The sequence below is a fragment of the Bacteroides sp. AM54-2NS genome (genome assembly GCF_003602935.1).
GTDB lineage: Bacteria > Bacteroidota > Bacteroidia > Bacteroidales > Bacteroidaceae > Bacteroides > Bacteroides xylanisolvens.
Genome location: NZ_QTMZ01000002.1, coordinates 100,291 through 124,106 on the forward strand (window position 1 = coordinate 100,291; position 23,816 = coordinate 124,106).

Here is a 23,816-nt window from a genome sequence, read left to right on the forward strand (position 1 = left end):
GTTTTTTTCTTTCTACAAGTAAAACAGAGCGATAAATACGATTCTAAATACATGAGACTCTGTGTTACTCTATAGTGAATAAAAAATAGTAAACCTCTGTGTCCTCTGCGTCCTCTGTGGTGAATAAGTTTAGAAAAGAACAATACCCGCTTCGATAATAGCTCCCTTATCGTAATTGCTCGATTTATTATAGAATCTGGTTACCCCATATCCACCTGTTGCAAAGATGCCGAACTTCTTGGTAAATTGATATTCCAGATTTGCACGTGCCTGCAGTGCGTACAGGCGTTTCGGGATGACCTCATCTTTGTTGTCAAAAGCCTCGATATGCTGGTATCCGAGGTCTCCGCTGATGGATAACCCCTTGTAAAGGGGGAAAGACAGACCGGCACGATAGGATGCGCTGGCCGAAAACTTATCATTCAATCCCTGATACATGGAACCCACTCCCAATATGGTATAAAACAACTGGTTCTTGAACCGTACCCCGATATTGGCAGGCGTTGCGTTTCCACCGTATACCATCATTTGCACTTTTGTATCAGGATTTGCATTTACCAAACCAAGTTGGAAACCTTTCATATCTTCTTTGTAGTAATTGACAAGACCAATTTGAAGTCCGCGCGTTTTCGTTGCGTAGTTGCATAATGCTACTTGCACTCCATTCAGCTTTGATGCGGTTATATTGGCAATTCCTGCTATCTGCAAACCGTTCATGTGTTCGCCTACTACATTTAAAAGTCCCGAAGCCATCAGACCACCGAAGCTCTGTCCGGTGATATTTGCTACTCCGGAAAAGTGTAAGCCCGAAGCCATATTGCCCGTCACATTCATGAAACCACTAATCATTAACCCCGAGTTGTTGTCTCCGCCGATGCTCGTTAGCCCGGATATGACTACTCCCTGTGCTCTGTCGCCGGTGATATTTACCAATCCGGCAGCAGAAAGCCCTACGGTGTTATCGCCGCTGATATTACTGATACCAGCCAGCTGAACGCCTCGCATAGTACCCCCTGCCAAGTTGGCTAATCCGGTGATTTGTACTCCGTTCATGTCACCATGAACCACGCTTCCCAATGCGTTGATACCCACACCGTTCAGACGGTTCATGGTAGACAGGAGGCCGATGTTTATGTATGTCGTCTGTGTACTGTCATGCGGTTGCGTGCATATATCTTTCCAGATGGATATATTGATCCCTGCACTCTTGTTCTGTGCCGGTAAAGAAACGGCAGCCATTAGTATAGCTGCCGTAAGTATTGTTTTCTTTATCTTCATTCCTTTCTCTTTTTCGGTTTAAGTTATATCTTTCTCTATGCAGCTGACAATCTATCAGCCTTTTGCCTCCTGATACAAATAACGCTTGATGCTCTTCTTCGGTGTCTTTTCAAATTCTTCCGGATAGATTTTCATCTTGGATATCTGGCTGTATGCCGGTAACATAGTGTTCAGTGTCACGCGGTTTTCTTCCATTACTTGTTCGATGTCTTCAGTCTTCAGGCCGTGGGCGAACGCATCGTCAAAGTCGGGATAAACAAGTCCGACAAGTTTCTCGTTTTGCTGAACGATAATGCTTTCAGCCACGTATGGCAGGTTGTTCAACTTATCTTCAATTTCTTCCGGATAGATATTCTGTCCGCTGGAGCTCAATAACAGGTTCTTGCTGCGTCCTTTGATTGTAACATTACCTTCTTCATCCATCAAAGCCAAGTCGCCGGTATGCAACCAACCGTCCTTGTCGATGACTTCTTGAGTGGCTTCTTCGTTTTTGTAATAGCCCAGCATCACATTCGGGCCCTTACATACAATTTCACCAACGATATTTTCGGGATCAGATGACAATACCCGTACATCCATCCGTGGCACAGCCTTTCCGCAAGACCCCGGTTTGAACTTTCTCCAATCTTCGTAGCAGATAATCGGGCCACATTCCGTCATTCCATATCCAACCGTATAAGGGAAATCAATCATTTTCAAGAATTGTTCCACTTCCTGATTGAACGCTGCACCTCCTACGATGACTGCCTTGAAGTTTCCGCCAAATGCCTTAATCATCTCTTCGCGCACTGTTGCCTTTATCTTGTCATTGATAATAGGCACTTTCAGCAATATCTTCATCGCCGGAGTTTCCAACTTCGGAAGTACGCTTTTCTTGATTATCTTTTCGATGATGAGTGGTACGGCAACAATCAGACTGGGTTTCACTTCTTCAAAAGCCTGGAAGATAATCTTAGGGCTTGGCATACGGGTGAGGAAGTAGATGTGGCAACCTACGGAGAACTCATAAAGGAATTCAAAAGCCAATCCGTACATGTGTGCCATAGGAAGCATGGAAACGATTTTATCTCCGGCTTCCAGTTCCAACACTTCAAAAGCAAATTTGGTATTCGACCACAGACTGCGGTAGGGGAGCATTACTCCTTTGGAATAACTCGTTGTTCCCGAAGTATAATTGATCACTGCCAGTTCTTCCGGTTCGTCTTTGTGATAAGCGACATGCTCTTTACGGAAATTCTTCGGATATTTTTTGCCGAACATTTCGTTCAGATGTTCGCGTGCATACGTGAGCCGTTCGCTGCGTGACACTAATAGGGTGAAGTCATTCATCATCAGGATACCTTCCAATAGCGGCATTGCCGACTCGTTCAGGTTTTCCCATACCATATCTCCTACAAGCAGTAATTTAGCTTCGGAGTGGTTGACGATATTATGCACGTTATCTGCTTTAAATTCATGGAGAATAGGTACAATAACGGCTCCATACGTCAGTGTGGCAAGGAAAGTAACTCCCCAGTGAGAGCTGTTTCTTCCACAAACGGCAATCTTGTCTCCTTTGCGGATTCCGCTTTCTTCAAAGATGATATGGAGTTTCTCGATTTTACGAGCTACGTCTTTATACTGTAAAGTTGCACCTTTATAATCGGTCAGGGCATCCAGGTCCCAATTATTCTTGATACTATTCTCAATATAGGCTATAAAACTTTGTTCCATTGTTTTTTGCACATTTGGTATTAAATTGTGCAAATATAGCAATTATATTAAGAATGAAGAATTAAGAGTGAAGATTTTTTGGAAATGGAGGAGAGAGTAGTGGGGGAATTTGTGTGGCGATACGTTATAAATACAATGGATGAGGCTTATAATTGAATGAATGGTGCTTATGGTTGAATAAATGATGCTTAGTTGGATGAAGGCTTATCACAAAAGGGATTAACTTATAATAAAATAGATTGACTCGTAGTATAAAAAAGATTATGCTCATAGCTCAACAGATTATGCTTATAGCTAATTGGATTATCATTATAGCAAAACTGATTATCATTATAGCTAATTTAATTATCATTATAGCTAAAAAAAATATGCTATTAGCAAAAAAACATTCAGCTAATAGCATATTTACAGTAACTTCATTTCTTATTTCAAGTACCATTCGTACATTCTTTGTACGCCTTCCTCGATTTCAATTTTGTGGTGCCAGCCAGTGCATGCAGTTTTGAAGGATCGGTTAGCTTGCGCATTGTGCCGTCCGGTTTGCTGCTGTCGAAGGTCAGTTTACCTTGATAACCTACTGTTTCAACGATCCGTTCAGCCAGTTGGCGGATGGTGATTTCCTTACCGGTTCCGATGTTGATATGGCAGTTGCGGATATCTTTGCTACCTTCTTTATAGGTATCTTTAAAGTCCACATGCTCCATAACGAAGACACTGGCATCCGCCATTTCTTCGCTCCAGAGGAATTCGCGGAGAGGAGTACCCGTACCCCAGAGAGTGACCTCTGTTTCGCTGATTCCGTATTTTTTCAGAATAGCCAGAATGTCCTCTTTCGAGCTGTCGCCATTGACACCTTCCACCGGACGCTGGTTCATATCCTTGCGTACAGCTTCCCAGTTTCCTTCTTTCAGACAGTGTGCCAAATGAATCTTGCGAATCATGGCAGGCAATACATGGCTGCGTTCCAAATCGAAATTATCATTCGGGCCGTAAAGGTTTGTCGGCATCACGGCGATGTAGTTCGTTCCATATTGCAGGTTGAAGCTCTCGCACATTTTCAGTCCGGCAATTTTAGCGATTGCATACGGCTCGTTGGTATATTCCAACGGTGAAGTAAGCAATACATCTTCTTTCATCGGCTGTTCGGCATCGCGTGGATAAATACACGTACTACCGAGGAAGAGCAACTTTTTCACGTTGTGACGGAAACTCTCTCCGATAATGTTCTGTTGAATCTGCAGATTCTTGTATATAAAGTCGGCACGGTAGATGCTGTTCGCCATGATACCACCCACAAAGGCAGCGGCAAGGAATACATATTCCGGTTGTTCTTCATCGAAGAATTTACGGACAGCCATTCCATCCAGCAGGTCAAGCTCTTTGTGCGTGCGGCCTATCAGATTGGTGTATCCTTTATCCTGCAAATTCTTCCAGATAGCAGATCCCACAAGTCCGCGGTGTCCTGCTATATATATCTTTGCATTCTTTTCCATTCTATCTTTTATTATTTTCACCACAGAGGACACGGAGGGCACAGAGGAAAAAATAAAATCCTCTGTGTCCTCTGCGTCCTCTGTGGTGAAATGAAATTCATTTAATGTTTGGTAGCAATCATCCGCTTCACTTTTTCCATATCGTGGCGAACCATGATACTTACCAGTTCTTCGAATGATGTTTTGCATGGATCCCATCCTAACAATGTTTTTGCTTTAGTCGGGTCACCCAGCAGTTGTTCCACCTCTGACGGACGGAAATATTTAGGATCAACCTCTACCAACGACTTTCCGGTAGCTACGTCGATACCTTTCTCATTCACGCCTTCACCTTCCCAACGAAGTTCGATGCCTGCTTCCTTGAATGCCAGCGTTGCGAATTCGCGCACTGTGTGCATTTCTCCGGTAGCAATTACGAAATCTTCGGGAACGTCATGTTGCAGGATCAGCCACATACATTCGATGTAATCCTTGGCATATCCCCAGTCGCGACGTGCGTCCAGATTACCCAGATACAGTTTGTCCTGTTCGCCCTGTGCGATACGTGCGGCAGCAAGCGAAATTTTACGGGTAACGAATGTCTCGCCACGGCGTTCACTCTCGTGATTGAACAAGATTCCGTTTACGGCAAACATATCATAGCTTTCGCGGTAGTTTTTAGTAATCCAGAAACCATATTGTTTGGCTACCCCATACGGAGAACGGGGATAGAATGGAGTTGTCTCTTTTTGTGGAACTTCCTGCACCTTACCGAACAATTCGGAAGTAGAAGCCTGATAGATGCGGGTTTTCTTTTCCAGTCCCAGGATGCGTACCGCTTCGAGCATACGCAACGTACCGATAGCATCCGCTTCGGCCGTGTATTCCGGAACGTCGAATGAAACCTTCACGTGGCTTTGAGCAGCGAGATTGTAGATTTCATCCGGTTGCACCTGTTGAATAATACGAATTAACGAACTAGAATCTGTCATATCCCCATAATGCAGATTGATCGTACGTTTCTGTTTCATGTCGCGCACCCACTCGTCAAAATACAAATGTTCAATACGTCCTGTATTGAACGAAGAAGAACGACGGAGTATACCGTGTACTTCGTAACCTTTTTGCAATAGAAATTCGGCAAGATAAGAACCATCCTGCCCGGTGATGCCTGAAATTAGGGCTTTTTTCATACGCTATTATTTAATATAATTGAAAATGTGGGTGCAAATGTCGGCATTTTTTGTGAGCCAGCCAAGCTACTACCCAATTATTTTTCAGCACAGTCATTCAGCACGGTTTTTCCCCATTATTTTGTCGATAATCAAAGCGATAGCTCCGTCGCCCGTCACGTTGCAGGCTGTGCCGAAACTGTCCATTGCGATGTAAAGCGCGATCATCAAAGCCTGTGCCGATTCGTCGAAGCCGAGCATGGATTGCAGAATTCCCAGAGAGGCCATGATAGCTCCGCCCGGAACCCCCGGAGCGGCTATCATTGTGATGCCCAGCATGAAGATAAATCCGGCAAACAAGGGGAAGTCGAACGGTATTCCCTGCATCATCATCAATGCCAGTGCGCAGGCTACGATTTTCAGTGTGCTGCCCGACAGATGAATGGTGGCGCAGAGCGGAATCACGAAACCGGCCACTTCGGCAGATACACCGTTCTTTTTGGTCTGTTCCAGCGTTACAGGATGGTGGCTGCCGAAGACTGTGTGCCCAATGCCGTGAAGTAAGCCGGCAACATTTTGCTAAGTAATTTAAACGGGTTTTTATGTACAAACAGTGCCGCGATGGAATACTGAAAAACTAACAGGAAGATATGAAGAGCAAAGATGACTCCGATAATTTTAATAAACACCATCAGGATGGAATATACTTGTCCCGAATGTGTCATGTTGAGGAATATGCCAAAGATATAAAGCGGCAGCAAAGGCAGAATGACTGCGCTAATCATTCGTACGATAATTTCCTGAAAATCACGTGCCACGTTTTTCAATGCGTCGCTGTTCAGTGACGCCAGTCCCAAGCCCAAGGTGAAGGCTAATACCAAGGCCGTCATGACGTTCATCAACGGTGGGATGGAGACGGAGAAGTAGGGGAGGATTCCTTGTGCTTCGCTCACTTCTTCAAGCGGCGCTCCCGGTTCGATGAGTGACGGAAACACGGTGACTCCTGTGAAGTAGGAGAGGAATCCCGAAAACAGGGTGGCGAAATAAGCAATCAGAGCCGTCACGAGCAGCATTTTTCCTGCACCTTTTCCGATGTCGGCAATAGCCACCGTTACCAGTCCGACGATAATCAGCGGGATAGAGAAATTGAGAAACTCGCTGAAAATGCCGTTGAAAGTAACGAATATTCGCACTAGCGGAGCCGGGAAAAAAGTGCCGATGGCAATACCCAAAATAATGGCGATTACGATGCGTGCCAACAAACCGATTTTGATCTTCTTCATCCTTGATTTTATTTGTAGACCACAAAAATAATATTTTAATCTAAAATATTGCGAACAAATGTGCATTTCAACTGTTACTAAGATAAAGAATATTCAAAATATATAAGTTATGGCAAATCAGAATAAAACAGATATCGGACTTATCGGCTTGGCTGTGATGGGCGAGAATCTTGCTTTAAACATGGAGAGTAAGGGGTGGCATGTATCGGTATATAACCGTACAGTTCCCGGAGTAGAGGAAGGAGTGGTAGATCGCTTTATGAATGGTCGTGCAAAAGGTAAAAACATCGAAGGATTCACAGATATAAAAGCATTTGTAGATTCGATAGCTATTCCCCGTAAGATAATGATGATGGTTCGTGCCGGAAGTCCGGTTGACGAACTGATGGACCAGCTTTTCCCGTTGCTTTCACCGGGAGACATTCTTATTGATGGTGGTAACTCCAATTACGAAGATACCAACCGCCGCGTCAAACTGGCGGAGTCGAAAGGATTTCTCTTTGTTGGTAGCGGAGTGTCCGGCGGTGAAGAAGGAGCCTTGAATGGAGCTTCTATCATGCCCGGCGGTTCGGAGCAAGCATGGCCGGAAGTGAAACCGATTCTTCAAAGCATTGCGGCAAAAGCACCGGACGGCACTCCCTGTTGCCAATGGGTAGGCCCTGCCGGATCGGGTCATTTTGTGAAGATGATTCATAACGGTATCGAATACGGTGATATGCAGCTGATCGCCGAAGCCTATTGGGTGATGAAAAAGTTGCTGGATCTGACCAATGAGGAAATGGCTGATGTCTTTGCCCGTTGGAACGAAGGCAAACTACGCAGCTACCTGATCGAAATCACCGCCAACATCCTGCGGCATAAAGACAAATCCGGAGGGTATCTGATTGATAAAATCTTGGATGCGGCCGGACAGAAAGGAACCGGCAAATGGTCGGTTATCAACGCTATGGAACTCGGCATGCCGTTGGGATTGATCGCCACGGCGGTATTCGAACGAAGCCTTTCTGCGCAGAAAGACTTGCGTCATCAGGCTTCCAGACAATATCAGTGTCAACATACACAACCTATATATAATAAGGTGGAACTCGTAAAGAATATATTTTCTGCTCTTTATGCTTCCAAACTCGTCTCTTATGCCCAGGGATTCGCCGTATTGCAACGTGCTTCCGACGCTTTCGACTGGCATCTCGACCTGGCTTCCATTGCCCGTATGTGGCGTGGAGGATGCATCATCCGCAGTATATTCCTGAACGACATTGCTGCCGCCTTCGAAGCCACCGACAAGCCTAAACACTTGTTGTTGGCTCCTTATTTTAAAGAAGAAATGAAAACATTGCTTCCCGGATGGAAGAACTTGGTGGCGGAAGCCATGAAAGAAGAACTTCCTGTTCCTGCTTTCTCTTCTGCGCTGAACTATTTCTATTCGCTCACATCTGCCGATCTGCCCGCCAATCTTGTGCAGGCACAACGCGATTATTTCGGTGCGCACACTTTCGAGCGCAAAGACGAGTTGCGTGGACAGTTCTTCCACGAGAACTGGACAGGTCACGGAGGAGATACGAAATCGGGTACATATAATGTTTAAATAGAAAACAGTTTTGAAATGATAAATGGGAATTTGAAATGATAAATGGGAATTTAGCGGTTAAATGGGAATTTTGCAGTTAGGCTGAAAGCCTTACAATTATATATTTATTGGGGTGCCCTGAAAGGGCTTAATTACATAGCGTAGGGCAACGCCCTACGAAAAAAAACACACCAGCCACAAGCCCTGAAAGGGCGGAACTGTATACAATTATGCCCTTTCAGGGCGCAAATTCAGATTGTCGTTTTTACGTAGGGCGTTGCCCTACGCTATATAATTAAGCCCTTTCAGGGCACTCCGCAAAATTATCATTTACCATCTCAAAACAGAAATTAAAACAACTCTTGAAAAATGGATAAATTTGCAATGATAATTTTCGGTGCGTCGGGTGATCTGACCAAGCGTAAGCTGATGCCCGCCCTTTACTCCCTCTACCGTGAAAAGCGGTTGACCGGAGAGTATTCTATATTGGGTATCGGGCGTACGGTCTACTCTGACGATAACTACCGTTCCTATATCTTAGAAGAACTGCAACAGTTCGTAAAGTCCGAAGAACAGGACACAGCTCTGATGGCTTCGTTTGTCTCCCATCTCTACTATTTACCGATGGACCCGGCAAAAGAAGAAGGTTACCCGCAACTCCGCCAACGTCTGGTCGACTTGACCGGTGAGGTAGACCCGGACAACCTGCTGTTCTACCTAGCCACTCCGCCGTCATTGTACGGAGTAGTGCCCTTGTACCTGAAAGCTGCGGGACTCAACACCCCCCATTCACGTATCATCGTCGAGAAACCTTTCGGTTATGATCTCGAATCGGCACGTGAACTGAATAAAACGTATGCTTCTGTTTTCAATGAGCATCAAATTTACCGTATCGACCATTTTCTCGGTAAGGAAACAGCCCAGAATGTACTGGCTTTCCGTTTTGCCAACGGTATCTTCGAACCTCTCTGGAACCGTAACTATATCGACTACGTAGAAATCACAGCCGTAGAAAATCTGGGTATCGAACAACGTGGCGGATTCTATGAAACGGCAGGTGCACTGCGGGATATGGTGCAAAATCACCTGATTCAGCTCGTAGCCCTTACGGCTATGGAACCGCCCGCTGTTTTCAATGCCGACAATTTCCGTAACGAAGTGGTGAAGGTCTACGAATCTCTCACCCCGTTGAATGAAGTGGATTTGAACGAACATATCGTTCGTGGACAATATACAGCCTCCGGCAATAAAAAAGGATACCGTGAAGAAAAAGGAGTGGCTCCCGATTCGCGCACGGATACTTATATTGCCATGAAACTGGGCATTAGCAACTGGCGCTGGAGTGGCGTTCCGTTCTACATTCGTACAGGTAAACAAATGCCGACGAAAGTAACGGAAATCGTCGTTCATTTCCGTGAGACACCTCATCAGATGTTTCATTGTGCCGGTGGCAACTGTCCGCGGGCTAATAAATTGATTCTTCGTTTGCAACCGAATGAAGGAATAGTGCTCAAAATCGGAATGAAAGTCCCCGGCGCAGGTTTTGAAGTGCGTCAGGTGACGATGGATTTCAGTTATGCGCAGTTGGGCGGCGTACCCAGTGGCGACGCTTATGCCCGTCTGATAGACGACTGCATCCAGGGTGATCCGACTTTATTTACTCGAAGTGACGCAGTAGAAGCCTCATGGAAATTTTTCGATCCGGTACTCCGTTATTGGAAAGACAACCCCGACGCACCTCTTTACGGTTATCCCGCAGGTACGTGGGGACCTTTGGAAAGCGAAGCGATGATGCACGAACATGGGGCCGACTGGACGAATCCTTGTAAGAATTTGACGAATACAGATCAATATTGTGAATTATGAAACTATCAGTTTTTCCTTCATCTATTGAAACTTCACGAGCATTGATACTCCGCTTGGTGGAAATCATGAATGAAGAGCCGGACAGAGTGTTCAATATCGCAGTCAGCGGTGGCAACACACCTGCTCTGATGTTCGATTTATGGGCGAATGAATACATGGATATTACCCCGTGGGATCGTATGCGGATTTATTGGGTGGATGAACGTTGTGTGCCTCCCGATGATTCGGACAGTAATTACGGAATGATGCGCAACCTTCTTTTGGGTTTGACTCCTATTTTGTATGAAAATGTATTCCGTATTCGTGGAGAGGCGAAGCCTGCGAAAGAAGCGGTTCGCTATTCGGAGTTAGTCCGGCAGCAAGTGCCGCAAAAGCGTGGCTGGCCCGAATTTGATATTGTACTGTTGGGGGCCGGAGACGACGGACACACGTCTTCCATCTTTCCCGGACAAGAAGATTTGCTGACTTCAAACTCTATTTATGTAGTCAGCGCCCATCCCCGTAACGGGCAGAAGCGCATCGCAATGACGGGATACCCCATTCAGAATGCCCGCTATGTCATTTTCCTGATTACCGGAAAAAATAAAGTCGACGTAGTAGAAGAAATCTGTAATTCGGGAGACACTGGTCCCGCAGCCTATATAGCTCATCACGCGCAGAATGTAGAGCTATTTGTGGATAAAGCGGCTGCCGCATATATTGACGATAGTAATAAAAAATGAATTAGAATTGTTTCGTTGACGAAACTAACAGAAAAAAGAAAAATATGAATCCTTATCAAAATTCATTTGGAGGTAATATCCCGCAGGACGTAGCCGGGAAACAAGGTGAAAATGTCATTTTTATTGTTTATACTCTAAAAGATACTCCCGAAACTCTTGATAAAGTAAAAGATGTATGTGCTAATTTCTCGGCCATGATTCGCAGCATGCGTAATCGTTTCCCCGAACTGATGTTCAGTTGTACGATGGGCTTTGGCGCCGATGCTTGGAGCCGTCTTTTCCCGGAAAAGGGAAAGCCGAAAGAACTGAACACTTTTGAAGAGATCAAAGGCGGAAAGCACACGGCAGTCTCTACTCCGGGCGACATCTTGTTTCATATCCGTGCAAAACAGATGGGGTTGTGTTTTGAGTTTGCTTCCATCATTGACGAGAAGCTCCAGGGCGTAGTTGAACCTGTCGATGAAACTCACGGTTTCAGATATATGGACGGCAAGGCTATTATCGGCTTTGTAGACGGAACAGAGAACCCGGCAGTTGATGAGAATCCTTATCATTTTGCGGTGGTAGGAGAGGAGGATGCTGATTTTGCAGGAGGAAGTTATGTTTTTGTACAGAAGTACATTCACGATATGGTTGCATGGAACGCTCTGCCTGTGGAAGAACAGGAGAAAGTGATCGGTCGTCGTAAGTTTAACGATGTCGAGCTGTCTGACGAGGAGAAACCTCAAAATGCGCATAATGCCGTCACTAATATTGGTGATGACCTGAAAATTGTACGTGCCAACATGCCGTTTGCCAATACGTCTAAGGGAGAATATGGCACATACTTCATCGGTTATGCAAGTACGTTCAGTACGACCCGGCAGATGTTGGAAAGTATGTTCATCGGCAATCCGGTAGGGAATACCGATCGTTTGCTTGACTTCAGCACAGCTGTAACAGGAACGCTTTTCTTTGCTCCTTCCTACGATTTGCTGGGAGAATTGGGCGAATAAAAAAAGAAAAATAAGAATAAAAGATTGGGGGAGGATTACACTTTGGTAATCTCCTCCACTATATATTGATCTTTCACTCTCCTGCAGGTACATACAAAGTATTCCGGATGTTTCAGGGCTCCTTCTAAAGTATCAGGAAGAATCATCTCTTTGGTACGTCTATCCATTGCCACCGTTGCATATAGAATACCCTCTTTTTCGCATCTCTCAATTAATGCATTTTTTAGTTCTTCTACGCTATATTCCATTTGTGTGAGACTTTATCGCTGCAAAGTTATGGAAAATATGTATATTTTGTGCAATAATATTCCTGTAATATATAAAAATAGCTCCCTAGTTCGTCCGCCGACGAGGGAGCTATCAACACAAAAACTAAACTAGACACATTTTTGGAAATCTAGTTGTATATTCTGTATATCAATTATATAGTCCTGCTTTTTTTTATGGTTCGACCATAATTCGACCATTTGATGTTTTATGTACTATCAAGATTTTTGAGTTTCATGTTTTATATTATTTTAAATGTTATATTTGCGCATTGTCAAACTAAAATAGTGCGTTTATGAAAATGTTTTTTAGAAGCATCCAAAAATGGATGAGAGAGCGTAAGGTTCGTAGAGAACTTCAAAAAGACCAAGATCTCAGGGAACGTTGTGTCGATTATGTTGTAAAAGGTTCTAAGCCTGCAAATGCTTACCTTGCTGATGCAATATATAGATACATTAAAGACGGTTCGATTAGTTAAACTTCTTTTGTAGGTAACAATATTGGAAGCGAGAATTTTATTTTACTCACAATCTCGTTTTGTGCATTTTCATTAGAGGATGCTCCTACTCCTATTACGCTTGCAAATACACCAACTTTAGCATCACTTCCTTTGTTTTCAGATGTTGTGAGTGATAGATTAAATTCTATATTGGTAAGTACACATTCTTGCCTTCCAATATGTAATGTACCTTTGTTTATACCTCCAATGGAGACTATCGGGTTTACTACGAGGTTAAATTTTGATGTTCCTCCATTTAACTCTGTTACTGCATCTGCTATTTGAGTAACTGTATCTTTTATGAATTCTTTAAGTTCCATATATAGTGTTTACTTCTAGTTTGTATCATTGTTTAAGAATCATATTTTATTTATAAAGCGTAATTTATTCCACTAATTCTTTTAAATGGGATTTTTCATGCCATTTTAAATACGTACGTCCTGATTTGGTTTCAATAGACTTTAAGTAAGGAGCAATTTTAGGAGATTGAATAGATTTTGTAGTATCATCTATTAGAGTTATTTTATGATTGATGCGGCTATTGATGGCATGTGCATCTACTGCATCATAATTCAAATTAGAACGTCCTAAACTTAATATGAAATTTGTATCATTAGAACCTGTAACGTAATTAATAAGCGTCATTCTATTATTTCGAAGAACAACAGCATTGAATTTAATTGCTAGTCCTTCATGTATAGAATAATTGGTTTTTAAGTGTTCCTTATCTACAAGGTTATGTATGAAATTTGTGGCATTCCTTTTAAATCTACCAATCTGTTCTTTTTCCTTTTTCTCTTCAAAAGAGATAAAAGATGCACTAACTACGGCGTTAATGAAACTGGACAAGTCGTATACTATATTTGGTACTAGCTCTGCTTTCTCTATTTTTTTGTAATAGTAATGATAGCCAGCATGTTCTAAAATATCTATTTCATAATCTTCTAAATAGTACTGAAATAGTTTGAAATAGTATATATCATCAGAATGAGCATCACATTCATACATACCACTGTCTATCCAACCACCATCAGTAACAATAAAATCATCTCCTCTTCGAGTTAAAAAGACGGAAACAAAAATATTACTTGTTGTTGCTATCGGTGTTATGATCTCAAAAGTATTTCCATGTTTCTTTATTTTCCATAAAGAATTGTAGGATTTGATGATATATTCAATAAGTTTTTCCATCTCTTAAAAATTTATTCCTTCAAGTGGGTCTTTGTCTTCTCTTTCGAAAGGAAGATAGCCTTCTCGAAATACTTGTATTTCAGGTAATTCATGCTCATCATTAGTGTAGATTACACTTTCTTGGCAAAAGTAAGGAAAACCAAAGTCAATGTCAAATAAATGTTCAGCTTGTTTGGGATTATTCAATAAGTCTGTTTTATAGGCTAAAAAATATCCATTATCATCATATTTGTGAAAATGGGGAGTTGTAACACTTTGCTTGGCTAAAGGTATAAACGGAACTTCGTTTTTATGAGTACCTCCACCACTATCGTAGCGGATAACGACTCCTTTTTTGAATTTATCCGAAACTATCTGGAAAGAACAATCTGTTTTATCTCCATTTCGTACTTCACAAGTCATAAATGTATTTCCAAAGTGAAACTCTGAATGAAGATGCTTTTTAGTATAAAGAGATGTGCCATGATTTCCTTTAGGTTCAGAAACAATGATTGGCGCATTAATTCTCTTTTCTGCATTAATGAAAGTTTTATAGTCGTCTATAATTTTTAAAAGCTCTCTATCTTGTTTTATTTTTGCCATATTTGAATTAAGTTATAGTGTTAGCTAATAGGCTCTACTGTTTCAATTTGGTGCATACTTAAAATGTTGTTCTGAATACTATAATATGATATATTCTTTTCATGGCATATCCAATATTTCTTTTCTCCTGCAACAGTTCTAAGCTTATATTTCATTATTGTTTTTAGAATCAGTTTCATCACTTTCTTTTTTGCTTTCTAGTACTTCATTAATAAGTTCTTTGATTTTAGTGTAATCTTTATCATCTAAATCTTCTTTATTAATAATTTCCTTGAAATCCTTATCAAATATATATTCATAATTTCCTATGTCTGGGCTACCTCCTTTAGTTTTACATCTAAATTTATGTGTTGCTTTCCAACCACAAAATTCTTTTTTTATAAAGTTAGCTCTGTCTTTTATACTGTCTGAATGTAATGTAACCATATTAGTACATGCTTTGGCTTTTTCCAGATTTTCATTGAATTTATTTTTAGCTTCATAATATCTAGAGTTACTATATGAAGAATAGCCATCACTCCAAATCTCCATGGTTTTTCGTGCGTCTTTCATTTCATCTAGATATTCATCTGCTTTTTCAATAGCTATTTTAATGAAATAGGCATGTCTTGTAATGATTGAATCTGTATATACAGATGTAAAAGCACTGTCTATATTGGTTTCAATAGGTTCATAGCTGGCAAAATCATATAGGACTTTAAACATGTCGTCCTTAATTAATTCATTAGCTTTTTCTTCTTTAGATTTGCATCCACTTAATAACATAGTAGCTGATACAACGATAAATAATAATGTTTTCATTAGTGTATATAAATTTTAGATTATCCAATATTTCTTTCATTCTTCAACATAGCCAGTTCACCTTTTAATTTTTGGTTTTCTTCCAAAAGACGTTGAGTGAGCATTGTCTTTTCGTTAATCTCATCTTGTAGATTGGCTATGGTATATACAATACTTTTCAATTTGTCCATTCCTGGTTCTGTTTCTTCTTTTTGAAGAAGCATGGAGCCTTTTCCTCTTAACAGCCATTCTGCGGATATTTCTTCATTTGAGAATAATATAGCATTGACTGTAGTCAAACTAAGTTCTCTCATTCCATTTAATTGGTTGGAGAATGTGTTGTCTTTTAATCCACATTTCATTGCAAATGCTCTTGTACTAAGTCCGTAGTATGCAATAATGTCTTTAATTCTTGTAATCATATGCAGTTTGTAAAAGTTAAATTCTCTCAAATGAGAGAATAATTTAAGTTTTAAATTTGCATATTCTCTCAAACGAGAATATATTTGCATCATCAATCAATCAATACTCCAAAAGTATAAAAAATGATTGATAAAACAAATGTGAAACTCAATAAATGTGACAGACATGAAAAGATTTGATTTATCCGAAATAATGAGAAATGCTCATAGAACCTATAAATATTCAGGCAAGAAGCAGGGAAAAACTTTTGGAGAGGTTCTGAAAGCTACTTGGAGACTTGCTAAACTTCAAGAAAATTTCTCACAGGAAGCCATGAAAGCAAGAACGGATAAATTCTTATCAGAAAGAAACGAGGTAATGAGTAAAGCGGCTAAAGCTACAAGGCATGAGGGGTACAATAATCTTAATATACCCGCTTCCGCTTACTACAACCCAAATAGTACTCATTACGGTGCACATTACGTCGGAGATTAATCAAATTATACAACAATGGATAAAAGAACCGAACTAGAAATACAGCGAGACAAATATGAAGCTGTGATTGAAGAACGAGACGCGTTGATCAACTCTTTGAGAGGTGAAAATGAAAAACTCAAACGAGATTTAGAATCAGAACGTGGATTTTATAGAGAGAAAGTTTCCCAATGTGATGATTTGAAGAAATTTATTGAATCGCAAAGAAACTTAATGGATATAGTTTTGAAGAACAACCAAAGTATTCTCTAACCCTCACTAAAGTCAAACCAAACCGCCGGTTATCCGGTACCCAGTCCGGTCTTTGAGCCTGCCCTTGAAGGGAGACTGGGAACAACAGAGAAGAGTTCTTTGACATATTGGTAAAATGGTGTTTTGGAAGCCGACACGTGCCGAAAGGGATTACTGACGTAGGCGGGCTTCTCAACGATATAATGCTGTGGTTAATGGTCAAGCCGTATCGTTGTAAAACTAAATCAGTTAGACGTTTGTCGGCAAATCGAGGTATTTGCTTTATGTATATAAAGGTGATGTAGCTCAGGCAGGTTAGAGCGCTGTGTGTGGTGGATGGTTGAGAGTTCGAGTCTCTCAAGAAATACTCTTAGCTTAACGGAAGAGCACCACAAGCAGAGGTCGCGGTTCGAATCCGCCCATCGCTTCAATGTTTAATTAAAGAATATAGAGTTATGACAAGGTTTTTCCAGTTTGTAATAGTTGGGATAATATTAGGAGCGGTGCTTATGTTACTCGCTTCTATTGTTTCTTCGTGTTACTTTTTTATTACAACATTTACGTTGAGTGATTTTGAAGAAAGAACAGCTTCATTTGTTCTCGGTGCGGTAAGTGCTCTATTTACATACGGAATGTTCCGGATATTAATGAATGCCTTACAAGCATTTTCAGATAAGTTGGATGCAATAAAAAAGAGATATGAAAGCAATAATTGAAATTAAAGATGTCGCCTTTCGAGAGATAGGCGACATCAATAGGGGAAGAGGGAAACCTATCAGGGATTGCGTGAAAGTATTTGAAAGCTACAAGGTGATAACTTTCTTTGGCATTCCCATTAAGCGAATTACCCATAGATTGAATGATTGGGATCCTGAAGAATCGACTTCAAACTCTCATAAGCAAGAGTGATTGTTAATGGCGGTGTTCCATCAATGAAATGTAGGATACACTGTTTTCTATGGTCCTCAATTTTAATAACACATCCTAGATTGATAAGGATGCGTTTACCGTTTTCGGTAATCTCAATAAATTTGTTCATTTTCTTATTTTTTAAGTTGGTTCTACAAAAATAAGAAAATCCCCCGTTCCTTTTTTATTAGCGAATAATCTTGGAACGGGGGAAATTTATTAATCAATTAATATTAAGCGTATTATTATGAAGAATTACATAACTCTAATTGTGATGTTCATCATCGGTCTATTTGTTGGAAATAGAATATTTAATCATGTAAATGCGTGGATAGGTGTGGGTGTAATCTTGTTCACGATATTTTTTGTCACATATAAATTAATAAAAGCACTGAAAAATGAGAAGAAAGATTGATTATCTGTTTTTGGCATTGATTGCCATTATTTTATTTGCATCGTGTGAAAGAGTTGCTCCTAATTATGCCGGTGTGCTCATGGAGAATTACGGTAAACAGGGGAAAGATGATTTTAAGGTAGTTTCGGGCAAAGTATCTACATGGGAATGGGGTACGGAGCTATTTCAAGTTCCTTTGTTTGACCAACGTGGAGAATTCGCAGAGCCAGTAACATTAAAGGCTGCTGACAATACGGAGTTTACAGCACGTCCGACTTATTCCTATAAGGTGATGAAGAATAGGGCTATTGATATTGTATTTGACAACAAGCATATTGATAAAGCCGATACTCCATCAGGAAAGGATGGCTTTATGCAATCGTTGGAAGATAATATCTTGGAACCTCGTATTTATGACCTTATTAAGGAGGAAAGCCGAAAACATAAGACTGATAGCCTGATGGCGGATGGTGGTTCGTTAGTTTTTGAAAAGAGACTGGAGCAAATAGTAGATAAAGAGTTTGATAAACGAGGATTACAATTACTTACTTTTTCTGCACAGTTGGAGTTTTCAAGAGCTGTTCGTGATAAGATTGATAGTCGCAATGAAGTAAATACCAATATATCTGTTCTCGATCAGAAAATTGAAGAGCAGAAGAAACAAAATGAATTGGAACGATTGAAAACGGAACAGGCTCTTATTACATCGAAAGGGTTGACTAAAGAAATCCTGTATAAGCAGTTTATTGATAAATGGGATGGAAAAACACCGCTCTATGGTATTGCTCCTGATTTTCTGAAAATAACTCAATAATGAAATTACCCAAGTTTATCCGTAAATACTTAATCCGAATGATTAAGATGCGAGTTGTTAAGAAAATACAACCCGATGGAGATTACCAAAAAGCAGTCTCTTTTGTAATTAACGCACCTTTGAAAGAGTGGCGCATCCGATTGTGGTGTGTCACCCATTTCAAAGATGAATGTGGGTCAGGCGATGAGTCTGATTGGGAACGGTTATTGGACTATCTTACTCATTGAGTAGCCACATTAATTAATCAACATATTTATGATTCAAGTAACAATTAAAAACGATAGGAATGAGAATTTGGAAGATGCCACATTCTCATTAAGTGTAGAGAATATGCCGATAAAATCAGCTAAAGTAGTAGCCGAAAAGCTTCCTGCTATGATACAGAAAGCTTTTCGGGATTATTCAGATTGTAAAGTCGGGTTTAATCGAGATAAAAAGAGAGATAATGAATGAATTTTTCTATGAGTGATTTGAGCTTGTTGCAATCATCATTGTAATAATGATCTAAAAAACCTGAATCAAATCGAGGTCGAGGTTCTGACATCATTTTTTTGTAAAATGGCATTTCTTGGTCAAAAGCATGTACAAGATTGATGAAATCATCTTGTACTTCTTTGAATTTGCATGAATATACATCATTTGTTCCTGGAGTACTATCTTTATAGCTTTTGGGCGCTATCTTGTTAGAATCAACCAATTCTTTAAATGTTGCTCGTATGCTTTCAAGGTTAGAAAGTATATCTTCTGCATGTTTTTTGTAAAATTCAGCTCTCATATTACTTAATTTTGATTATACACCCCAAAGTTAAGTAAATCCTCCGAATAAAGCGTGATGCTGCCGATCGAATTGGTTCGGGGGAGCTTTTATTTTAAAATTAATCAGTATGGAAAAAGAAAAGAGTATTATGTGCATTCTCCGTGAAATGGAGATTGATGACAAAAAAGACTTTCCCATTTCCAAAAGGGCGTATCTTTTGAATCTGACTTCTTACAGGTTAAAGGAGAAGGAGCCTGATAAAAAATGGGGTATTAAGTCTGATAGGAACAGCGGTATTGTCACGGTCACGCGAGTTGAGTAAGTAATTAAAGCTTATGGAAACTATTAGAGGTGAAATGGCTGAAATATTGCTAGATAATATTCTCCGTCTGTTTTCTACAGAAACGTTTGGAAAAGATAAGTCTGCGTATTATGTGGGTGGGGAAAAGAAATTGATGAATCTTATAGAAGCGGGTAAGATTGAAAGTGATAAGCCCACTAATGTCCAAAACGGCAAGTGGCATTGTAATGCTGCTCAAGTATTACTTCATTGCCGATGTGCGGGAAGGAAAGTTAAATCTAAAAAACGGAAGAAATGAAAAAGATTAAAGTGATACAGTATGTCATGATGTTCATTGCCTTATGGACAACACTGTATCTTATAGATAGCATTGAAGTTAGCAAGAAAGAATTTATTGCTGCTTTTGTATTGGTGACTGTCGTATCAGTGAATTATATCTGTTTTCGATACTACGAAGATAGGAAACAAAATAAAGATAGCCTGTGAAGGTCTGCATTGCTTAATTTTAGTATTTGTCATGTTTATTTAGCCCGGTTCGCCGGGCATCTGCCGGGATAGCCCAGTTGGTTAGAGCGCATGTTTCTACATGAGGTCAGCGGTTCGAATCCGTTTCCCGGCTCAACTCAATCAGAGTTAAGTAACCCGTGAGGGGGAAAATTATGTTTGTATCAATAACAATTCAATCAATGTAGCCGGAAGCGTCTGGCTACGACCTGAAGGAATGGCGGAATTGGTAGACGCAAGTATGCAGATAGATTGAAGAAAGTCATACATAGGTAATCTGTCATCCCGGTTCGAGTCCGGGTTCCTTCACAGAGAATTTTTCTTTTTATGTTTAACTAATGTTGCCAGCGAAAAGGACGCTGTAGGGTTAAAGCCCCTGTTATTTGAGTTTTAATTGTTCTATACTATTCCGGTGTGCTTTGAACGGCTATCCGGAAGCAAGAAGCTCGTGAGAGTGCTATTTAATAGTTAATGTCGTGTTTTATTTTGTGTTTGTGTTCTAAGTGAATGGTTCGTGAGAATAGTTCACTTGAAACGGATGGCTGGTGTAATTGGCAGCATACGCAGATATGCGTGATGTGGGTTCGATCCCCACGCCATTCACCCTTCTGATCCTAATTAAATTATAGTAGTTCATGAGTTTTGTTTTGTGTTTGTGATTGGGGTGTATGGTCTGTGAAGATAGTGCACCTTTTTAATTAATCGGGCGGATATGTATATCGTTGGTTGAAACTGCGGTGAGGTGCACCAATATTCCGTGAGACCGGTTCGACTCCGGTTCCGTCCACTAGCATTTACATTATGTATAAATCAGGGAGCCGTACACCCTTCAAGCGTAGCCGTTCCATAAGGTACATTGGATTATTCTTATTTTTTGCTGTACGATATTGTACAGGCAGTTTTTACTACCTGAAAATGGCGTTAAAAAGGCGAAGTTTCTGTTTGCTAAACTTGTCAATAACGATTACCTTTACTGATGTAATAAACTAAAAGTCAAACCATTAAATTAGAATTATGACAGCGAGAAAAAACACTGTATCAACGGTTCAGAATGAAGAGAAGAAGAAAAATTCTATCAGACCGCTTCTAGCTTCTGAAATTGAATGTAGGGTTGGTACTATGAAACCGGACGGTTCGGGCTGCTCCTTGCTATTATACAAGGATGCTCGAGTAGACATGAGAATACTTGATGAAGTGTTCGGAGAAATGAACTGGAAACGGCACCATGATGTCGTTAATGGGAATCTATTCTGTACGTTGTCCATTTGGGATAATGAAAAGAAGGAATGGGTGAGTAACAGGATGTTGGGACAGAATCTAGCACAGAAAAAGAGAAAGGGCAGGCTTCGGACGCCTTTAAACGTGCAGGATTTAACTGGGGAATTGGGCGTGAACTTTATACGGGTCCTTTCATTTGGATTCCACTTGAGAAAAATGAAATATATCAGAGCAAAACAGGTTCTCCTGCTCTATACACCAAATTCAGTGTAAAAGAGATTGGTTATAACGAGCAAAAGGAGATTATTTTACTTGTTATTGTGGACAATAAAAACCGCGTTCGTTTTGCTTATGGTAATACAAAGGAAAAAGTATATGCTCCCAATGTTTCTGCTTCAAACGCTTCGGGCAAAGTATATACTGGTGTAGACCTGGATCGTGCAATTAAACAAATGACTGGTGTTAAAAGCCGCGAAGAGCTTGAGAGAGTTTGGGCTGAACATCCCGAACTTCACAATAATAAGGAGTTCAGAAACATAACTATTGACATGCAGAAAACGTATCCTCCTAGAAATTGATAATAATGATAGAATTAGTGAAATCCAGTGTGGTTTTCAATGAGGAAAACCACACTTATATGCTCGGTGAAAAACAGTTGCAAGGTATAACCGGTATGATTAGCCGGCAGTTGTTCCCTGACAAATATAAAGATGTCCCCGATTTTGTATTGAAGAGAGCTGCAGAGAAGGGTAGCCTTATTCATGCTCAATGCCAGTTTGCTGATGTAACAGGCTTACCTCCTGAAAGTATTGAAGCAGAGAATTATATCAGAATGAGGGTAAATGCCGGATATAAGGCGCTTGCCAATGAATATACCGTTTCTGATAACGAATACTTTGCATCGAATATAGATTGTGTTTGGGAGAAAGCCGGTAGAATTAGTCTTGTTGACATCAAAACTACCCTTCATCTTGATAAGGAGTATTTAAGTTGGCAGTTGTCAATCTATGCTTATTTCTTTGAACTTCAAAATCCATTACTCAAAGTTGATAAATTGTTTAGCACTTGGTTGCGTGGTAATAAACATGAATTTGTTGAAATTAGTCGTAAGTCTGATAAAGAAGTCAAGAAGTTAATGGAATGCGAGAAGAAGGGTGAGCAATATCTATCCAATCTTCCCGTTCCTGCCCTGATGATGACAAGTTACTTATTCCAATGCAGCTTGTAAATACTATAATCGGGATTGAGGAAGAACTTGCAGATCTAACCAAGATTCAGAAAGATTATAAGGCAAAATTGAAAACTGCTATGCGTGAGAATGGTGTCAAGTCATGGGATGCCGGAAGATTGCGAGTTAGTTATACACCCGCTTCTACGAGTGACAATTTTGATACTAAAAAGTTTCAGGCTGACTATCCGGAATTATATTCTAAGTATATCAAAACAGTTCCTAAAGCTGATAGTATCCGTGTAACAATAAGGGAGGATAAATCATGAGTTTAAATAAATTGATGCTTATCGGGCATGTTGGCAAAGACCCCGATATTAGAATTTTGGAAGCTGGTTCTAAAGTGGCCACTTTCTCCTTTGCCACCACTGAAAAAGGTTATACCCTTGCCAATGGAACACAGGTTCCTGAAAGAACTGAATGGCATAATATTGTTGTTTGGCGTGGTCTTGCCGATGTTGTTGAGAAGTATGTCCATAAGGGAGACAAGTTGTATCTGGAAGGAAAGATAAGAACTCGGAGTTATGATGATAGCAGAGGAATTAAACGGTATATTACAGAACTTTTTGTTGATAATATGGAGATGCTTTCTGTTAAGCCTCAACAAGCGCCACCACCGCCACCTCTTCCGGAACACACCAATAATCAGACTCGAAGTGCGGTGAATGAGTGCCCGCCACCGCCACCACCGACCAAGGACGATTTGCCATTCTGATAGGTTATGGAAGCAACATTGACGAAGAAAGATGGCAAAATCCAAATGGATAAGTCTTTCGAGTTCATGTGCAGCACACTTCGTAATGGAGAATACACTGTAACCATTAAGAAAAAAACACAGCCGAGAACATTAAATCAAAATGCTCTCATGTGGAAATGGTTTCAGTGTATTGGTGCCTGTTTGCGTGAATACACAGGTGAAGAGTATTGGAGCACTGCTGCTGGAGTTCAGGATATACATGACTTGTATTGTAAGAAGTTTCTTGTGAAACAGGTTCATGTGAATGGTAAGGTGGAAACTATTGTGCGAGGAACAAGTAAACTTAATACTTTAGAGATGCATAATTTCATGGAAAGCGTGAAAATAGATGCGGCCACCGAGTTTGGTATTACACTTCCATTGCCTGAAGACCAGCATTACTTAGATTTTATTCATGAGTACCAAAACCGGTACTAATT

The 23,816-nt window shown here is 40.6% G+C and carries 28 protein-coding genes, 5 tRNA genes and 3 pseudogenes; 24 read left to right on the forward strand and 12 right to left on the reverse strand.

Annotated elements, in window-relative coordinates; all coding sequences use genetic code 11:
* Positions 1-129: 129 nt before the first annotated feature.
* The 5 genes and pseudogenes from DXA05_RS01405 to DXA05_RS01425 all read right to left on the reverse strand — a co-directional run bounded on the left by DXA05_RS01405 (position 130) and on the right by DXA05_RS01425 (position 6,984).
* The gene (locus DXA05_RS01405) at positions 130-1,278 is read right to left on the reverse strand and encodes a hypothetical protein (RefSeq protein WP_008022072.1); all 1,149 of its coding nucleotides are present in this window, start codon (positions 1,276-1,278) and stop codon (positions 130-132) included.
* Between the two features lie 54 nt (positions 1,279-1,332).
* Positions 1,333-2,991 (reverse strand): AMP-binding protein, encoded by a 1,659-nt coding sequence (locus DXA05_RS01410; RefSeq protein ID WP_008022073.1) that lies wholly within the window; start codon positions 2,989-2,991, stop codon positions 1,333-1,335.
* 423 nt (positions 2,992-3,414) lie between these two features.
* Positions 3,415-4,484, reverse strand: a pseudogene (locus DXA05_RS01415) (GDP-L-fucose synthase).
* Positions 4,485-4,585: 101 nt separating this feature from the next.
* Positions 4,586-5,656 (reverse strand): GDP-mannose 4,6-dehydratase, encoded by a 1,071-nt coding sequence (gene gmd, locus DXA05_RS01420; protein ID WP_128858677.1) that lies wholly within the window; start codon positions 5,654-5,656, stop codon positions 4,586-4,588.
* 155 nt (positions 5,657-5,811) lie between these two features.
* Positions 5,812-6,984 (reverse strand): annotated as a pseudogene (locus tag DXA05_RS01425) (cation:dicarboxylase symporter family transporter).
* A 43-nt stretch (positions 6,985-7,027) separates the two neighbouring features.
* On the opposite strand from DXA05_RS01425, the gene gnd reads away from it, so the two are divergent.
* The 4 genes from gnd (at position 7,028) to DXA05_RS01445 (ending at position 12,068) form a co-directional block, all read left to right on the forward strand.
* Complete coding sequence (gene gnd, locus DXA05_RS01430; RefSeq protein WP_008022076.1) at positions 7,028-8,503, forward strand: decarboxylating NADP(+)-dependent phosphogluconate dehydrogenase; 1,476 nt, start codon at positions 7,028-7,030, stop codon at positions 8,501-8,503.
* Between the two features lie 351 nt (positions 8,504-8,854).
* Entirely contained in the window at positions 8,855-10,351 is a 1,497-nt protein-coding gene (gene zwf / locus DXA05_RS01435; protein ID WP_004314090.1) for a glucose-6-phosphate dehydrogenase, read from the forward strand.
* Positions 10,348-11,073 carry a 6-phosphogluconolactonase gene (gene pgl, locus DXA05_RS01440; protein WP_162613611.1) on the forward strand — a complete coding sequence of 242 codons (726 nt, stop codon included), beginning with the start codon at positions 10,348-10,350 and terminating at the stop codon, positions 11,071-11,073. The genes zwf and pgl overlap by 4 nt, the downstream gene beginning before the upstream one ends.
* 44 nt (positions 11,074-11,117) lie before the next feature.
* Complete coding sequence (locus DXA05_RS01445; RefSeq protein WP_087318372.1) at positions 11,118-12,068, forward strand: Dyp-type peroxidase; 951 nt, start codon at positions 11,118-11,120, stop codon at positions 12,066-12,068.
* Between the two features lie 35 nt (positions 12,069-12,103).
* On the opposite strand, the gene DXA05_RS01450 is transcribed toward DXA05_RS01445, so the two are convergent.
* Positions 12,104-12,316 carry a hypothetical protein gene (locus tag DXA05_RS01450; RefSeq protein WP_004314093.1) on the reverse strand — a complete coding sequence of 71 codons (213 nt, stop codon included), beginning with the start codon at positions 12,314-12,316 and terminating at the stop codon, positions 12,104-12,106.
* 314 nt (positions 12,317-12,630) lie between these two features.
* Here DXA05_RS01450 and DXA05_RS01455 point away from each other — a divergent pair, with 314 nt between their 5' ends.
* The gene (locus tag DXA05_RS01455; protein WP_117512274.1) at positions 12,631-12,813 is read left to right on the forward strand and encodes a hypothetical protein; all 183 of its coding nucleotides are present in this window, start codon (positions 12,631-12,633) and stop codon (positions 12,811-12,813) included.
* Here the strand turns inward: DXA05_RS01455 and DXA05_RS01460 are convergent.
* The 5 genes from DXA05_RS01460 to DXA05_RS26835 all read right to left on the reverse strand — a co-directional run bounded on the left by DXA05_RS01460 (position 12,810) and on the right by DXA05_RS26835 (position 15,881).
* Positions 12,810-13,154, reverse strand: a complete 345-nt coding sequence (locus DXA05_RS01460; RefSeq protein WP_117512275.1) for a hypothetical protein — start codon at positions 13,152-13,154, stop codon at positions 12,810-12,812. The genes DXA05_RS01455 and DXA05_RS01460 overlap by 4 nt on opposite strands.
* 64 nt (positions 13,155-13,218) lie before the next feature.
* Positions 13,219-14,025 (reverse strand): hypothetical protein, encoded by an 807-nt coding sequence (locus DXA05_RS01465; RefSeq protein WP_117512276.1) that lies wholly within the window; start codon positions 14,023-14,025, stop codon positions 13,219-13,221.
* Between the two features lie 3 nt (positions 14,026-14,028).
* On the reverse strand, positions 14,029-14,607 hold the full coding sequence (locus tag DXA05_RS01470; protein ID WP_117512277.1) for a hypothetical protein: 579 nt from the start codon (positions 14,605-14,607) through the stop codon (positions 14,029-14,031).
* A 144-nt stretch (positions 14,608-14,751) separates the two neighbouring features.
* The gene (locus DXA05_RS01475) at positions 14,752-15,408 is read right to left on the reverse strand and encodes a hypothetical protein (protein ID WP_128858678.1); all 657 of its coding nucleotides are present in this window, start codon (positions 15,406-15,408) and stop codon (positions 14,752-14,754) included.
* Positions 15,409-15,428: 20 nt separating this feature from the next.
* Positions 15,429-15,881, reverse strand: a complete 453-nt coding sequence (locus DXA05_RS26835; protein WP_284515350.1) for an XRE family transcriptional regulator — start codon at positions 15,879-15,881, stop codon at positions 15,429-15,431.
* Between the two features lie 94 nt (positions 15,882-15,975).
* Here DXA05_RS26835 and DXA05_RS01485 point away from each other — a divergent pair, with 94 nt between their 5' ends.
* From DXA05_RS01485 to DXA05_RS01505, 7 genes are all read left to right on the forward strand, one after another.
* Entirely contained in the window at positions 15,976-16,284 is a 309-nt protein-coding gene (locus tag DXA05_RS01485; protein ID WP_009039399.1) for a hypothetical protein, read from the forward strand.
* Between the two features lie 15 nt (positions 16,285-16,299).
* Positions 16,300-16,536, forward strand: a complete 237-nt coding sequence (locus tag DXA05_RS01490) for a hypothetical protein (protein ID WP_008775951.1) — start codon at positions 16,300-16,302, stop codon at positions 16,534-16,536.
* Between the two features lie 274 nt (positions 16,537-16,810).
* Positions 16,811-16,943, forward strand: a tRNA-OTHER gene (locus DXA05_RS26350).
* A gap of 27 nt (positions 16,944-16,970) precedes the next feature.
* Positions 16,971-17,231, forward strand: coding sequence for a hypothetical protein (locus DXA05_RS26355; RefSeq protein ID WP_032856101.1), 261 nt, complete (start codon positions 16,971-16,973; stop codon positions 17,229-17,231).
* Entirely contained in the window at positions 17,215-17,424 is a 210-nt protein-coding gene (locus DXA05_RS01495) for a hypothetical protein (protein ID WP_032856102.1), read from the forward strand. The genes DXA05_RS26355 and DXA05_RS01495 overlap by 17 nt, the downstream gene beginning before the upstream one ends.
* A 398-nt stretch (positions 17,425-17,822) precedes the next feature.
* Positions 17,823-18,632 (forward strand): SPFH domain-containing protein, encoded by an 810-nt coding sequence (locus DXA05_RS01500; RefSeq protein ID WP_128858679.1) that lies wholly within the window; start codon positions 17,823-17,825, stop codon positions 18,630-18,632.
* Positions 18,632-18,859 carry a hypothetical protein gene (locus tag DXA05_RS01505; protein WP_009039402.1) on the forward strand — a complete coding sequence of 76 codons (228 nt, stop codon included), beginning with the start codon at positions 18,632-18,634 and terminating at the stop codon, positions 18,857-18,859. Before DXA05_RS01500 ends, DXA05_RS01505 begins: the two co-directional genes overlap by 1 nt.
* Positions 18,860-19,053: 194 nt before the next feature.
* Here DXA05_RS01505 and DXA05_RS01515 read toward each other — a convergent pair whose 3' ends face one another.
* On the reverse strand, positions 19,054-19,407 hold the full coding sequence (locus DXA05_RS01515; RefSeq protein ID WP_032851135.1) for a hypothetical protein: 354 nt from the start codon (positions 19,405-19,407) through the stop codon (positions 19,054-19,056).
* 109 nt (positions 19,408-19,516) lie between these two features.
* Here DXA05_RS01515 and DXA05_RS01520 point away from each other — a divergent pair, with 109 nt between their 5' ends.
* From DXA05_RS01520 to DXA05_RS01555, 12 genes and pseudogenes are all read left to right on the forward strand, one after another.
* Positions 19,517-19,711 carry a hypothetical protein gene (locus DXA05_RS01520; protein ID WP_008775948.1) on the forward strand — a complete coding sequence of 65 codons (195 nt, stop codon included), beginning with the start codon at positions 19,517-19,519 and terminating at the stop codon, positions 19,709-19,711.
* Positions 19,712-19,724: 13 nt separating this feature from the next.
* Positions 19,725-19,988 (forward strand): hypothetical protein, encoded by a 264-nt coding sequence (locus DXA05_RS01525; RefSeq protein WP_128858680.1) that lies wholly within the window; start codon positions 19,725-19,727, stop codon positions 19,986-19,988.
* Positions 19,985-20,176: a hypothetical protein gene (locus tag DXA05_RS01530; RefSeq protein WP_128858681.1), complete on the forward strand. Its 192-nt coding sequence runs from the start codon at positions 19,985-19,987 to the stop codon at positions 20,174-20,176. The genes DXA05_RS01525 and DXA05_RS01530 overlap by 4 nt, the downstream gene beginning before the upstream one ends.
* 62 nt (positions 20,177-20,238) lie before the next feature.
* Positions 20,239-20,309, forward strand: a tRNA-OTHER gene (locus DXA05_RS01535).
* Positions 20,310-20,405: 96 nt separating this feature from the next.
* Positions 20,406-20,503, forward strand: a tRNA-OTHER gene (locus tag DXA05_RS26360).
* A 227-nt stretch (positions 20,504-20,730) separates the two neighbouring features.
* A tRNA-OTHER gene (locus DXA05_RS26365) sits at positions 20,731-20,797 on the forward strand.
* Positions 20,798-20,898: 101 nt separating this feature from the next.
* Positions 20,899-20,981 (forward strand) — tRNA-OTHER (locus tag DXA05_RS26370).
* A 227-nt stretch (positions 20,982-21,208) separates the two neighbouring features.
* Positions 21,209-21,685: a hypothetical protein gene (locus DXA05_RS26840; RefSeq protein ID WP_284515351.1), complete on the forward strand. Its 477-nt coding sequence runs from the start codon at positions 21,209-21,211 to the stop codon at positions 21,683-21,685.
* 47 nt (positions 21,686-21,732) lie between these two features.
* A complete protein-coding gene (locus DXA05_RS26845; RefSeq protein ID WP_284515352.1) occupies positions 21,733-21,990 on the forward strand; it encodes a hypothetical protein in 258 nt (85 codons plus the stop codon).
* 5 nt (positions 21,991-21,995) lie between these two features.
* Positions 21,996-22,909 (forward strand): annotated as a pseudogene (locus tag DXA05_RS01545) (hypothetical protein).
* Positions 22,906-23,355 (forward strand): single-stranded DNA-binding protein, encoded by a 450-nt coding sequence (locus DXA05_RS01550; RefSeq protein ID WP_004300206.1) that lies wholly within the window; start codon positions 22,906-22,908, stop codon positions 23,353-23,355. Before DXA05_RS01545 ends, DXA05_RS01550 begins: the two are co-directional and overlap by 4 nt.
* A gap of 6 nt (positions 23,356-23,361) precedes the next feature.
* Positions 23,362-23,814: a hypothetical protein gene (locus DXA05_RS01555; RefSeq protein WP_004300208.1), complete on the forward strand. Its 453-nt coding sequence runs from the start codon at positions 23,362-23,364 to the stop codon at positions 23,812-23,814.
* The last annotated feature ends 2 nt before the right edge of the window (positions 23,815-23,816 follow it).

Excerpts from the sequence above, each read along its gene's own strand:
- DXA05_RS01405 (WP_008022072.1), bottom strand. The coding sequence starts at position 1,278 with ATGAAGATAAAGAAAACAATACTTACGGCAGCTATACTAATGGCTGCC.
- DXA05_RS01410 (WP_008022073.1), bottom strand. The coding sequence starts at position 2,991 with ATGGAACAAAGTTTTATAGCCTATATTGAGAATAGTATCAAGAATAAT.
- gmd (WP_128858677.1), bottom strand. The coding sequence starts at position 5,656 with ATGAAAAAAGCCCTAATTTCAGGCATCACCGGGCAGGATGGTTCTTAT.
- gnd (WP_008022076.1), top strand. The coding sequence starts at position 7,028 with ATGGCAAATCAGAATAAAACAGATATCGGACTTATCGGCTTGGCTGTG.
- zwf (WP_004314090.1), top strand. The coding sequence starts at position 8,855 with ATGGATAAATTTGCAATGATAATTTTCGGTGCGTCGGGTGATCTGACC.
- pgl (WP_162613611.1), top strand. The coding sequence starts at position 10,348 with ATGAAACTATCAGTTTTTCCTTCATCTATTGAAACTTCACGAGCATTG.
- DXA05_RS01445 (WP_087318372.1), top strand. The coding sequence starts at position 11,118 with ATGAATCCTTATCAAAATTCATTTGGAGGTAATATCCCGCAGGACGTA.
- DXA05_RS01450 (WP_004314093.1), bottom strand. The coding sequence starts at position 12,316 with ATGGAATATAGCGTAGAAGAACTAAAAAATGCATTAATTGAGAGATGC.
- DXA05_RS01455 (WP_117512274.1), top strand. The coding sequence starts at position 12,631 with ATGAAAATGTTTTTTAGAAGCATCCAAAAATGGATGAGAGAGCGTAAG.
- DXA05_RS01460 (WP_117512275.1), bottom strand. The coding sequence starts at position 13,154 with ATGGAACTTAAAGAATTCATAAAAGATACAGTTACTCAAATAGCAGAT.
- DXA05_RS01465 (WP_117512276.1), bottom strand. The coding sequence starts at position 14,025 with ATGGAAAAACTTATTGAATATATCATCAAATCCTACAATTCTTTATGG.
- DXA05_RS01470 (WP_117512277.1), bottom strand. The coding sequence starts at position 14,607 with ATGGCAAAAATAAAACAAGATAGAGAGCTTTTAAAAATTATAGACGAC.
- DXA05_RS01475 (WP_128858678.1), bottom strand. The coding sequence starts at position 15,408 with ATGAAAACATTATTATTTATCGTTGTATCAGCTACTATGTTATTAAGT.
- DXA05_RS01485 (WP_009039399.1), top strand. The coding sequence starts at position 15,976 with ATGAAAAGATTTGATTTATCCGAAATAATGAGAAATGCTCATAGAACC.
- DXA05_RS01490 (WP_008775951.1), top strand. The coding sequence starts at position 16,300 with ATGGATAAAAGAACCGAACTAGAAATACAGCGAGACAAATATGAAGCT.
- DXA05_RS26355 (WP_032856101.1), top strand. The coding sequence starts at position 16,971 with ATGACAAGGTTTTTCCAGTTTGTAATAGTTGGGATAATATTAGGAGCG.
- DXA05_RS01495 (WP_032856102.1), top strand. The coding sequence starts at position 17,215 with ATGAAAGCAATAATTGAAATTAAAGATGTCGCCTTTCGAGAGATAGGC.
- DXA05_RS01500 (WP_128858679.1), top strand. The coding sequence starts at position 17,823 with ATGAGAAGAAAGATTGATTATCTGTTTTTGGCATTGATTGCCATTATT.
- DXA05_RS01505 (WP_009039402.1), top strand. The coding sequence starts at position 18,632 with ATGAAATTACCCAAGTTTATCCGTAAATACTTAATCCGAATGATTAAG.
- DXA05_RS01515 (WP_032851135.1), bottom strand. The coding sequence starts at position 19,407 with ATGAGAGCTGAATTTTACAAAAAACATGCAGAAGATATACTTTCTAAC.
- DXA05_RS01520 (WP_008775948.1), top strand. The coding sequence starts at position 19,517 with ATGGAAAAAGAAAAGAGTATTATGTGCATTCTCCGTGAAATGGAGATT.
- DXA05_RS01525 (WP_128858680.1), top strand. The coding sequence starts at position 19,725 with ATGGAAACTATTAGAGGTGAAATGGCTGAAATATTGCTAGATAATATT.
- DXA05_RS01530 (WP_128858681.1), top strand. The coding sequence starts at position 19,985 with ATGAAAAAGATTAAAGTGATACAGTATGTCATGATGTTCATTGCCTTA.
- DXA05_RS26840 (WP_284515351.1), top strand. The coding sequence starts at position 21,209 with ATGACAGCGAGAAAAAACACTGTATCAACGGTTCAGAATGAAGAGAAG.
- DXA05_RS01550 (WP_004300206.1), top strand. The coding sequence starts at position 22,906 with ATGAGTTTAAATAAATTGATGCTTATCGGGCATGTTGGCAAAGACCCC.
- DXA05_RS01555 (WP_004300208.1), top strand. The coding sequence starts at position 23,362 with ATGGAAGCAACATTGACGAAGAAAGATGGCAAAATCCAAATGGATAAG.